Below are 11327 nucleotides of genomic sequence, written 5' to 3'. Positions count from 1 at the left end.
GGCTTACCTGCTTCAAGGTTCCTGAAAGCTGAGCGGCTTAACCGTTCAAGCGACAGCAGAGCTACCCTGAAATTCCTGGCCTTCGCAACCCTGTGCGCCGCAACGCCTCATCGTGTAGTAAGCTAATGGCTTAACCGCAGTATTTTCGACAGGAGACGCTTCAGATGCCCAAAAAGAAGACCACGCGGGAGTATAGGCCAGAACACGCCGCTTCAGGCGTTCGCGCAGATATGCCGGAGATTGAGACATGGGAGAACAATTATCGAGGGTATGAAATCACCATCACAATCCCAGAATATACTTCGATCTGTCCGCGCACGCATCTGCCCGATTTTGGCACAATCACCATCCGTTACCTGCCCGACAAACTCTGCGCTGAACTCAAATCGCTCAAATACTACATCCTCGCCTACCGCAACTTGGGTATTTTCTACGAGAATGCAGTGAATCGCATCCTGGATGATGTTGCCCAGGCGTGCCGGCCCAGGTGGGCGGTTGTTCGAGGAGAGTTCACCACACGCGGTGGCATGCACACCACGGTTGAGGCCCGGTATCCGCGCAAATCGGGTTGATGCTGTCTCACGCTGTTGAAAAGGATCAATTCGGAGGCGAGGAAGATGGGGCTGGTGATGCAGGTGGAGACGGCGCCTCTTCTTTGGGTGATGTTGAAGGCGGGACGGGCGGTTTGGGGGCGGTGATTACGCTGCCGGAGATCCCCCCGGGCACGCCGATGGCAAGTCCCCCATCAACGCCTTTCACTATATCTCCCTGAACGCCGGTGACCTTGCCGCCCGGCACGCCACCCACCACTCCACCTGGCACTCCGCCGACGATCCCGCCCGGTACGCCGCCCACCACCCCGCCTGGCACCCCACGGACGATACCGGCTGATTCAGGCGTCTTTGGGGGCGCCGGCGGAGCGGGAGTTGCTGGCGAGGCGGGAGGCGCAGGCGGCGCAGGCGCAGCTTCTTTCGGCGGAGCAGGAACTGGCTTGGGTTCCGCAGACGGTCTTGGCTTGGCTGCTTTTCGTTGCTCCTCGGCTTCCCGCCGGGCCTCCATTGCTTTCTGCCTTGCCTTTTGAGCTTCCTCCCTGGCGGCTTGAGCGTCCTTCATCGCGCGTTGCCGCGCCTTTTGAGCTTCTTCTCTGGCGTCCTGAGCTTCCTTCTTGGCCTGTTCGAGCTGGCGCTCGATTTCATCCTTGTTCATTTTCTGCGCAGATTCCTGGGCCATCATCGCTTGCTCCATGGCCTGCTTGAGCCGTTGCCTCATTTCCGGAGTATTCATTTTCTTGAGCTGGTCCATTTGCTCCTGCAGGTGTTGGCGCATTTCTGGTGTGTTGAGCTGCTGCACGCGCTTCGTGGCCTCTTCTATCTGCCGACGCATCTCGGGCGTGTTCATTTTATTGAGTTGCTCCATCTGCTCCTGCATGTGCTGGCGCATTTCGGGTGAGTTCATTTTCTCGATCTGCTTCATGGCCTGGTTAATTTGTTCCTGAAGCTTTTCCTGATCGATCTTTGGAGCGAGGTCCTGCGACATTTGGATCTGTTTCATGGCCTGGTCGATCTGCTCCTTAACCTTCGCCTCGTCGATCTTGGGAGCCGCGGCTTCCGCCAGCTTTAGTTGCTTCATGGCCTGGTCGATCTGTTCCTGAATCTTTGCCTGATCAATTTTCACTCCTGAGTCCTGCACCATCTGGGCGTGCTTCATGGCCTCATCGATCTGGCGCAGGATTTCGTCCTGGTTGACATCAACCTTGTAGTTGCTCTCTGTGTTCGTGGAGGCGCTCTTATTGCCCTGGGCCGGTGGATCAGATGCGGGATCAGCTTTCTGGGAGCCAGCATCCGGCTTGTCGCCATTGAAGTATCTGAAATAGACCTCGACCATCACCTTGGCCGGTACGGGAACGCCATGGCGCATTGCAGGTTTGAATTTCCAGGTGCGAACCGTCTTGAGGGCGTTTTCATCCAAGCCGCGCCCTAGAGGTTTTGACTGTTCCTTCGTCTCGGCGACTTCGCCCTTCGTATCGATGATCGCCCACAGAACTACCGGGCCGCTGAGGTGCGCTTTCTTTGCCTCAGGCGTGTAAGGGGGTTCCGGCTTGTAAATTGGCACGGGCGCTTCCACGTCGCCCCCAACCTTGTAGACCTTGCCGAAAAATTTGTAGTCCTTGCCTTGATACTGATTGGTCCCGTCGCCATTCTCGGCTGGTTGGGATGCCGTAGCGGGCGACTCCGCTTGCGGAGCCGACGTTTTAAGAGGAAACGCCCACACCATTGTCACTCCTGCCATCAGCAGGGTTGCCGCGGCCGTCAAGATCGAGACCATCAATCTTGTGCGAGACATGTGTACCTCCTTCATCATCAGCGCCACGCGTTCGGCGAGTTGGTTTTCGCGCAGAAACAGGGGAGCGGGCAGGCTTTCGGCCAGCCATTTCTGTCCCGCCATCTCGAGCAACGCTTTCAGATAAGACCGCCGCTCGTGGCTTCGCCGGACGGCTTCCGCATCCACCACCTGTTCGCGGCTGAGGCGAGCGCTGCGCACCACCCACCACAGCGGCAGGTGAAACCAGAGCAGCGTGAGGACTATTTCTTCAAGCATGTTCCACAACCAGTCGCGCCGCTCCACGTGCAGCAGTTCGTGCAGGGCTACGGCCTTCTGCATAGCAGGTTCCATCTGCAGAAAGCGGGCGGGGAAGAGGACCGCCGGCCGAAAGAACCCGAACGTTGCTGGCGTCGGAATCTGCCGGGAAAGAAAGAAAGCCGGAGAAACGGGCACAAGACGCTGTGCTTCCCCAACCGATTCGGGCGTCTGCCGCATTCGCTCGGCGTGCCGGCGGTAAAGCCACAACCGCCCGAACCCGAGCGCCATCCACACCAATCGGACGACAATGCCGATGCAGATCAGCCAGAGGACAACTTCCGCAAGTGACGGGCCCAATGGCGCGGCGGCGGCAGGTGCAGCGAATGTCACGTCGCTCAATGCTGTTCCAGATGATTCCAGAATTTCCGGCCGCCACGGTTGGAGCAAAGGCAAAAAGACGCACGCAGCCAGCAGCGCCTGCCAGTAGGCGAGGCGCACCTGGGGCACGCGAAGCCGCAGCAGGCTGGCCATGACGGCCCCCACTCCAACGAGCATGGCCGCCTGAATGCTGTATGCCGCAAGGTCCCTAAGCCACAAGGGTTGATAGCTCACCGGCCCTCCTCGATGGCTCGGACGATCTTTTCGACCTCTTCGCGCGAGAGGTGGCGGTCCTCCACAAGTTGCACCATCAGCGGCTCGGCGGAGCCGTTGAAGACCCGATCCACAAATTCGCGCACCATGCTGCGGATCACCTGCTTGCGTGGGCGCGCCGACTGGTAAATGTAAGCGCGGCCTTCCGCGGGGCGCTTCGTCAGGAAGCCCTTCTGCTCCAGAATATTCATCATGGTCATGACGGTGGTGTAGGCGATGGGACGCTGTTCGCGCAGCTTTTCATAAACGTCACGAACAGTCGCGTGGCGGAGTTCCCAGACCACCTTCATAATTTCCAGTTCCTGCCCGGTAAGGGTGCGGCTGGGTGTTCTCATACGCAAACAGTAGTACTAATAAATTAGTATTGTCAAGAAGTTTTTGATTTGCAAACCTCCGCCCACCGAGGTTTGGGTGTTCAGCCTTAAGACGTCACCCCGACCCGTGGCAAGCTTTTTGACACAAGGCCCCTCGTGTGTGAAGATATCGGCGGAGAAATCGCTTGAAACAAGACCGCATTCAACGCTACATCGTTGCAGGAATCCTTCTTCTCGTTGTCGTCGCCCCATTATTCACCGATGGCGTCAACCTGCTGGTGGACTGGATTTGGTTTGGCGCTGAGGGTTACCGCGTTATCTATAAAAATATTCTGTTTTCCCAGATCGGACTGAGCGGTGTGGGCGGCATCGCTTTCATCGTCTTGGTGGGCGCCAACGTTTATATTGCCCGTGCCGTGGCGGCGCGTTACGGTTACCGCGTTTTCCACGGAGCCATCGAACTGCCCGGGCTCGATCGCTTTGCCGAAGCCTTCCGCTGGGTAGTGTGGCTGGGCGTGCTGCTGGTGGGTTATGCAGTGGGACAATGGGCGGCGCTCCATTGGCAGGACTACCTGCTGGCCGAGCACTCGGTCCCCATGAACCAGGCCGATCCGATCTTTCACATCGACCTGGGCTTTTACCTGTTCCATCTGGATTACATCTGGTTCCTCTATCACCTGGGACTGGTGATCGTGATTTTCTGCCTGCTCGGCGCCGCGGTGGTTTATCTGCTGGAAGGCGGCGTATGGGTAACGCCGCGCGGCCCGAGCGTGGCGCCGGGGGCGCGCTCGCACCTGATGGTGCTGGGGACGCTGCTGTTCCTGCTGCTGGCCTATCGGGCGCGGCTGGCCATGTACGGGCTGCTTTATTCATCGCGCGGCCTTATTTACGGCGCGTCGTACACAGACGTCCACGCCACGCTGCCCGTGCTCAAGCTCATGCTGGCGCTCTGCGTAGTGACGGCATTGGCGCTTGCCTACGGCGCTGTTCGCGGGCGCATCCGGCCCGCCTTGTATAGCATTGCGGGGCTGGTGCTGGTGGGGATTGTGGGCGTCAACGTTTATCCCGGCATCGTCCAGCATTTTGTGGTGACGCCGAATGAGCTGGACAAGGAAAGGCCCTTTATCGCGAACGCAATCGAGTTTACGCGCAAGGCCTACGCGCTTGATCGCTTCCGGGAGCACCACTTTACCGCCGCGAGCGACCTGACGGCGGCCGACGTCATGAAGAATGAAGCTACCATGCGGAACGTCCGGCTGTGGGACCACAAGCCGCTGCTCACCACCTTCGGGCAGCTTCAGGAGATCCGCACCTACTACGATTTTGTCAATATCGACAACGACCGTTACCACATCGGCGGCGTGTACCGCCAGGTTTCTCTCTCTCCGCGCGAGCTGTCCACTTCCAGTCTGCCCAGTCGCAACTGGATCAATGAGCATATTATTTACACGCACGGTTACGGCATCTGTATGGGCCCGGTGAATGAGTACACTTCCGACGGCCTGCCGGTGTTTTTCATCAAGGACGTGCCGCCGATTTCCTCCGTTCCCATCACCATCAAACGGCCTGAGATTTACTACGGCGAGGTGCCGAACAATTACTGCTTTGTGGATACCGGCCAGCAGGAGTTCGATTATCCGGCGGGCGACCACGATGTCTACTGCACTTACAGCGGCACCGGTGGAATTCCCGTCAACAACATCTGGCGGCGGTTGCTTTTTACGCTGAAATTCGCCCAAAAGAACATCCTGTTTTCGAGCGACATCAAGAACAACAGCCGCGTGATGATCTATCGGCAGATCCTCGATCGCGCCCGGCGTCTGACGCCTTTTCTCCAGTTTGATTCTGACCCGTATATGGTGGTGGCGGATGATGGCTCGCTCTACTGGATGCTCGACGGCTATACCACTTCCGACCGCTATCCCTATTCTGACCCGACCGACCAGATGGGGAATTACATCCGCAATTCGGTGAAGGCAACCATCAGCGCCTACACGGGCGAGGTGAAATATTACGTCGCCGATCCCACCGATCCCCTCATTCAGGTCTATTCCCGGATTTTCCCAGGCGTGTTCCAACCGCTCAGCGAAATGCCACAGGACCTCCGCGCGCACATCCGCTACCCGGAAGCTTTTTTCAGCGTGCAGGCCGCCAAGTTCGCCCTCTTCCACATGACGGACCCGCGCGTCTTCTTTAATAAGGAAGATTTGTGGCGGGTGGCCCGCAGCGCCGCCCGCGGCCCGGCCGCTCCCATGACTCCCTATTACACCATCATGAGGTTGCCGGAAGTTGGAAACAAGGAAGAGTTCATCCTGATGGTGCCGTTTACGCCGGCGCGGAAGAACAACATGATTGCCTGGATGGCCGCCCGCTGTGACGCTCCGAATTATGGCAAGGTCACCGTGTTCACTTTCCCCAAGCAGAAGCTGGTTTACGGCCCGCAGCAGATTGAATCGCGCATCGACCAGGACCCCACCATTTCCCAGCAGCTCACGCTGTGGGGCCAGGCGGGATCGTCCGTCATCCGCGGTACCCTGCTGGTGATTCCAGTCGCCAACGCCGTCATGTATATCGAGCCGCTTTACCTGGCGGCGCAATCCGGCGGCGCGCTGCCACAGTTGAAGCGTGTGATCGTGGCTTACTCCGACCAGGTCGTGATGTCTCCCTCGCTCGATGACGCGCTCAGCCAGATTTTCGGCGCCAGCATCTCCACCCAACTGGCCCAGACGCTTCCCACACTGAAGCCCAAGGTTGAGGGAGAAAAACTCGTCACCAACGCAACGTCTGCGCCCGTAGCTGCCCCGGCGGCCGATCTGGAACAGTTCAGGGCGCTCACGCGGCAGGCGAACCAGGAATACCAGCACGCCCTGCAATTGTTGAAACAGGGCGATTGGGCGGGTTACGGCAACGAAATCAAGAAACTCGGCCAGACACTCAATCAGCTGGCAGCACAGTCCAAATAGTCGCCCTGCACTCAGGGGAAGGCGCACGCATGTTTCGGCAGATTTGAACTTGATTAACTGAACGGTTCGCCGTCGCGGAAACGGCACACATACTTGACAAGGAAGCTAAAATTTATCGCGGCATATCTGGACAATTATGATATAAATTACAAGGCGAACAAAAAGCAAATTAGAAAGGGGTACCTCAATGACCACGAAATTGAATTGCGACATAGTGGAAGGATTGATGCCGACCGAGAAAATCGCGCGCATCGAATCGGCGGATGGCAAACTTGAGGAGGTTTTCGTGTCAAATGAAAATATCAGCGGCAACAAGCTGATAGCTTCCGAAATAGGAAGGCGCTCGGGGGAAGTTTTGGTGGAGCTCCCTCGGGAAAGCGCGTCGGGCCGCTGGCGAATGTGGGTAAAAGAGTCATCTATCGAGGGATAAATGGTCCTTACAGACCGCGAGATACAAGCAGCGATTGAAAACAAACAAATCCTCATCGATCCCCTTCCTAACGAGCTTGCCTACAGTTCTACAAGCCTGGATCTCGGTTTATCAAAATTCATCCGCGTGTGGAGGAAAGAGCCCGTCCAGGGAGTTGACCAGATCGTTTGTCCGGCCACAGATGGATACAGGTTCAGCGATTTTGCAAAGAACTATTCGGACGCCAAGGAAATAGGCCCTGAGGGCTACGTTGTTAACCCAGGAAGCTTTCTGCTGGGTTGGACGGAAGAAACTGTGGAGTTACCTATCTGCGGACGCCTTGCGGCGCGGGTGGAAGGCAAGAGCTCCCTATCGAGATTAGGTATCGGCATTCATGTTACAGCGCCTACGATCCACGCCGGATTCAAAGGTCCAATTCAGCTCGAAATTTGCAATCACGGCTCACTGAAAGTGAAACTAATTCCCGGTATGCCGGTCTGCCAACTTATTTTCGACCTGACACTGGGCACCCCCGAGAAGGGTTATGCGGGCCAGTTCCAGGCACAAGCGAAAAAGTAAGTAGGCGTGCGGCGTCTCTGACGCCACCCTTTTGCCGCCTGGTCAACAACCGCCATGCGACTGTTACAATTCTGCTCGGTTGTATTCCTCGCCTGTTGCTTGCCGGTTCTCGCGCAGCAACAGCGAAAATCCCCCATCCGCTACGGTCCCGGGGTTTGCGGCCCGGCCGACCCCACCTACATCCGTGCCGCAGAAGAGTCAGGAGGGCAGCCGCTGTTCCTCGCCCCGGATGAAGTGGCGAAATCCTTCGTGCTGGTGGGCGAACTGACCCGCTCCAATCACGTGACGCTGCTTTGGGCGCGGGGAGAACTGTCGGAAGTCCACGATTTTGTGGTGCCGGTGGATTCCACTGTGCAGCGCCTGGTCTTTTCACTTTCCTTTGATACTGCGGGAGCGAAACTGGCCGTCATGGATCCGAACGGGAAGGAAGTGACGAGCGGAACGCCCGGGGCCGAGATTACTTCTCTCAACTGCGGCGGCATTGTCAGGATCGCGCCTCCAGCGCCTGGCAAATGGCATGTGCGAGTCAGCGGCAAGGGGCGGTTCTGGCTCGAAGCCAGCGGCGTCAGCGGTATTTTTATGGTCGATGCCGAGTTTGTTCACCTTGCCGGGCGACCCGGCCATGAGGGCTATTTTAGGATTTCCGGCCAGCCGGTTGCGGGCGAGGCGGCTATGCTGCGGGTGGAATTGAGCGGCAAGACCCGGAATGTGCAATTCCATCTGGTCTCGCCTGAAGCCACCACGCTGCAGCCGGTTACGTTGAAAGCCGATTCGCCCGGCAATGACGAAAGCGAATACCTGGGAGAACTCAGTCTGCCCGCAACCCCGTTTCGCCTGGCCGTGACTGGAGACGACAAGAGCGGCCATTCTTTTGAACGGGTGTTTTCGCCGTTATTCCACGCCGAGACGGTCGAGGTAACGCCTCTCGATCTGGGTCTCGAAGATATCCCCGCCGGGAAGACCGTTCCGATGCGTTTCAAGATTCGCAATGCGGGCGCCGCGCGCGAGTTCCGAATTCAGGCAGTTGACACCAAAAGCTTTCTCACCAGGCAGGAACCACAGGTTGTGTCTCTTGGCGGCGGCGAATCGCGCGAGGTTCCAGTCGAGCTGAGGATACCAGCCGGCACCCCGGCCTACACGCGCGATACCGTGATCGTTACGGCTACGTCCGCTTCAGCTCCGGCGACCACCAACAGCGCCGTCATTGAGTTCGACATCACGGCCCCGGCCGCCAGGTAGACTCATCTTGAAGTCGTTCTAACTGCTGTCGTTCGCACGAGCGGAATCAATCTGATTTTTCAGTCTGGACGGGGGGCATTTGTAGAGTGCAGGCCCGGCAGGCGCGGGTGGGATCCATTGCCTCGCTGCCACGGTCAATGTGGCGGATGATGCCCTCGGGGTCTATAACAAAGGTCGTGCGTTTAGCAACTCGCCAAAAGCCGAGCACGCCGTACCGCCGGCAGACCTTCTTCTGCGTATCGCAAAGCAGCGGATATGTTAAGCCCAGCTTCTTCGCGAAACTGCGGTTGGCCTCCGGATTGTTGACACTAATGCCCAGTACCTGGGCGCCCGATCGTTCGAAATCGGCAAGACCATCCTGGTATGCCTTAAGCTCCTGAGCTCACCCCGGCGTGCTGGCATAGACGTAGAAAGCCAGAATGACGCTGTGCCGGCCCCGGAAATCGCGGAGCCGAACCACTCGGCCCGTGTGGTCCGGCAGTTCAAAATCTGGCGCCGCGCCTCCGCAGTTCAATACCATCCTGGCTTTTTGCCGTGAGCAGGCGCACCAACATCGGCATGCCGCGATTGAAGCCTTTACTTCTTTTGCTTCTCGGCTTCCCGGTGCGCGATCAGACTACAAGCATCGTGGGCGCCGGTCGGGTCCAGCGCTTCGCTATTTTTGTCTATGTGCGTAATGGTGCCCTGCTTGTCCACCACGAAAGTGGTGCGGTTGGCAAAACCATGCTGGGCATTGAGGATCCCGTATTCCTTGGAAACTGTCCGGTTGAAATCACTGAGCAGCGGGAAAGTGACGCCGATCTCCTTGGCGAATGCCCTGTTAGCTGGCGAACTGTCCACGCTGATACCTAAAACCTGAGTATTTGTCTGTTTGAATTTGGCGAGATCAGCCTGATACGCCTGTAATTCCTTCGTTCAACCACCTGTGAACGCCAGAACGTAAAAGGCCAGCACCACGTTTCCTTTGCCTTCGAACTGGCTTAAGCTGTAGGGCTTGCCATTCTGGTCCGGCAGGGTAAAGTCGGGCGCCTTATCTCCAACCTTTAGTGCAGCAGCCTCCGGAGCGTTCGCCGTTGCTTTTGCTTCCGGTTCAGCGGTGGCTGACGTTTCGACCGACGAACATTGGCTCAAGATGGGGACCACCAGCGCAAGAACCAACAGTGCGACCGCCGCTTTGAAATTCCGCTTCATCGTTTTAACCTCCCCACGCCCAATTTTGGTGAAGATGGTGACGAGTTTATCACGAATTTGCCGCCTGCGCATGGTCACTTAGCGCAATTCCACCAGGCAAGCCGCAGAAACCACGCGCAACGACGACTTCCCGTCGATCTAGACAATATGAAAATCACCCAAAGTTGCGGCGGACAACAACCTGCCATCATCTAATAGGGCCGAGGGCTTGGCCGGAGGTGGAAATGGCATACACGTTGTGCTTGTCTTCTCAAATGTTCGTGTAAACTACTGCAAAAGAAGCTTAATAAAATACTTGACAATGCGACACTAAGCTTTTATTATTCAAGCAGACTAATGATAAAAGTGAGGAGGTGGGCCAGAGATGCTTATTATCCAAGGGAACCATTTCGTGATCTCGTTTCGACACACGACCATTTCAACCAGCTTTTCAACGAAACCTTTGCCCGGGCTTTCGGCGATCAGAAGAAGGCTTGGCTGCAGACCTGGGTACCGCCTGTAGACATTTGTGAGACTGAGAGCAGCCTGGTGCTGAAGGCGGAGCTGCCGGGAATCAATCCTGATGACGTGGAAATCCGGGTCGAAGGCGGCACTCTCTATCTGAAAGGCGAGAGGAAGTTCGAGAAGGATGCCAAGGAGGAGAACCTCCACCGGGTTGAGCGGCCATACGGAACGTTTACGCGAAGCTTTTCGCTTCCAAATTCGATTGACTCGGACAGGGTGAAGGCGGAATACCAGGATGGGGTTCTGACCCTGACCATGCCCAAGCGCGAAGCAGCGAAACCGAAGTCGATCAAGATCGCCGTTTCAAAGGCCTGAGAACCGCGACTGGAACCGGCAAATGGAATCAGCCGGCCCGCAACGGGCCAGGCCAATAACGAAGTATCAAGAGTCAAGTGAAGGAGGTATGAATAAAATGCCAATCGTACGATGGGAACCTTTTCGTGATTTAGTTACAACCCAGGACCGTCTCAACCGGCTCTTCAATGAGACGATGGGACGGTTCATGGGAAGTGAAGGGATTCGGTCGGGCGCATGGGTTCCTTCGGTGGATATCTACGAGACCGAGCAGAACGTTGTGCTGACGGCGGAACTGCCCGGCGTCGATCCCAAGGACGTTGAAGCCACCGTGCACGAAGGTACGCTTTATCTGAAGGGCGAGCGCAAGTACGAAAAAGAAGTGAAGGAAGAAAGCTACCATCACGTGGAGCGAGCGTACGGCAGCTTTGCGCGGAGCTTCGAATTACCGGCCTCCGTGGATGCGGATAAGGTGCAGGCGGAGTTCAAGGACGGCGTCCTGACACTGACCATGCCCAAGAAGGAAGAGGCAAAAGCGAAGAAGATCAAAATCAGCATCGCCAAATGACGGCGATGAGGCGCAAGCCTCCGCGGCCCTCTGTC

At 57.2% G+C, this 11327-nt stretch carries 11 protein-coding genes; 7 read left to right on the top strand and 4 right to left on the bottom strand.

The genetic code is table 11. The features are described from left to right. The first annotated feature begins 164 nt into the window (after positions 1-164). Positions 165-572, top strand: coding sequence for a preQ(1) synthase (queF, locus tag VFQ24_13110; protein ID HET9179290.1), 408 nt, complete (start codon positions 165-167; stop codon positions 570-572). Between the two features lie 25 nt (positions 573-597). On the opposite strand, the gene VFQ24_13105 is transcribed toward queF, so the two are convergent. Beyond that, the gene (locus VFQ24_13105; protein ID HET9179289.1) at positions 598-3192 is read right to left on the bottom strand and encodes a TonB family protein; all 2595 of its coding nucleotides are present in this window, start codon (positions 3190-3192) and stop codon (positions 598-600) included. After that, entirely contained in the window at positions 3189-3566 is a 378-nt protein-coding gene (locus VFQ24_13100) for a BlaI/MecI/CopY family transcriptional regulator (protein HET9179288.1), read from the bottom strand. The genes VFQ24_13105 and VFQ24_13100 overlap by 4 nt, the downstream gene beginning before the upstream one ends. A gap of 164 nt (positions 3567-3730) precedes the next feature. Here VFQ24_13100 and VFQ24_13095 point away from each other — a divergent pair, with 164 nt between their 5' ends. From VFQ24_13095 to VFQ24_13080, 4 genes are all read left to right on the top strand, one after another. After that, positions 3731-6508, top strand: coding sequence for a UPF0182 family protein (locus tag VFQ24_13095; GenBank protein ID HET9179287.1), 2778 nt, complete (start codon positions 3731-3733; stop codon positions 6506-6508). A 187-nt stretch (positions 6509-6695) separates the two neighbouring features. Then, entirely contained in the window at positions 6696-6938 is a 243-nt protein-coding gene (locus VFQ24_13090) for a hypothetical protein (GenBank protein HET9179286.1), read from the top strand. Beyond that, a complete protein-coding gene (gene dcd / locus VFQ24_13085) occupies positions 6939-7496 on the top strand; it encodes a dCTP deaminase (GenBank protein HET9179285.1) in 558 nt (185 codons plus the stop codon). A gap of 54 nt (positions 7497-7550) precedes the next feature. Then, on the top strand, positions 7551-8735 hold the full coding sequence (locus VFQ24_13080; GenBank protein ID HET9179284.1) for a hypothetical protein: 1185 nt from the start codon (positions 7551-7553) through the stop codon (positions 8733-8735). A gap of 46 nt (positions 8736-8781) precedes the next feature. Here the strand turns inward: VFQ24_13080 and VFQ24_13075 are convergent, their stop codons facing one another. Together VFQ24_13075 and VFQ24_13070 are read right to left on the bottom strand one after the other, a co-directional pair. Next, positions 8782-9255, bottom strand: coding sequence for a peroxiredoxin (locus tag VFQ24_13075; protein HET9179283.1), 474 nt, complete (start codon positions 9253-9255; stop codon positions 8782-8784). Positions 9256-9311: 56 nt separating this feature from the next. Further along, on the bottom strand, positions 9312-9926 hold the full coding sequence (locus VFQ24_13070) for a peroxiredoxin (protein ID HET9179282.1): 615 nt from the start codon (positions 9924-9926) through the stop codon (positions 9312-9314). Between the two features lie 336 nt (positions 9927-10262). Here VFQ24_13070 and VFQ24_13065 point away from each other — a divergent pair, with 336 nt between their 5' ends. Continuing rightward, positions 10263-10745 (top strand): Hsp20/alpha crystallin family protein, encoded by a 483-nt coding sequence (locus VFQ24_13065; GenBank protein ID HET9179281.1) that lies wholly within the window; start codon positions 10263-10265, stop codon positions 10743-10745. Between the two features lie 97 nt (positions 10746-10842). Next, a complete protein-coding gene (locus VFQ24_13060) occupies positions 10843-11292 on the top strand; it encodes an Hsp20/alpha crystallin family protein (GenBank protein ID HET9179280.1) in 450 nt (149 codons plus the stop codon). The last annotated feature ends 35 nt before the right edge of the window (positions 11293-11327 follow it).

It is taken from the genome of Terriglobia bacterium (assembly GCA_035712365.1).
In the GTDB taxonomy this organism is placed as follows: domain Bacteria; phylum Acidobacteriota; class Terriglobia; order UBA7540; family UBA7540; genus SCRD01.
Note: the sequence above shows the minus strand (reverse complement) of the source record. Positions and strands in the feature narration are given on the sequence as shown.

What these genes read in the sequence shown, in the direction of transcription:
- dcd (HET9179285.1), top strand. Translation starts at nt 6,939, where the DNA reads ATGGTCCTTACAGACCGCGAGATACAAGCAGCGATTGAAAACAAACAA.
- VFQ24_13065 (HET9179281.1), top strand. Translation starts at nt 10,263, where the DNA reads ATGATAAAAGTGAGGAGGTGGGCCAGAGATGCTTATTATCCAAGGGAA.
- VFQ24_13100 (HET9179288.1), bottom strand. Translation starts at nt 3,566, where the DNA reads ATGAGAACACCCAGCCGCACCCTTACCGGGCAGGAACTGGAAATTATG.
- VFQ24_13060 (HET9179280.1), top strand. Translation starts at nt 10,843, where the DNA reads ATGCCAATCGTACGATGGGAACCTTTTCGTGATTTAGTTACAACCCAG.
- VFQ24_13080 (HET9179284.1), top strand. Translation starts at nt 7,551, where the DNA reads ATGCGACTGTTACAATTCTGCTCGGTTGTATTCCTCGCCTGTTGCTTG.
- VFQ24_13090 (HET9179286.1), top strand. Translation starts at nt 6,696, where the DNA reads ATGACCACGAAATTGAATTGCGACATAGTGGAAGGATTGATGCCGACC.
- queF (HET9179290.1), top strand. Translation starts at nt 165, where the DNA reads ATGCCCAAAAAGAAGACCACGCGGGAGTATAGGCCAGAACACGCCGCT.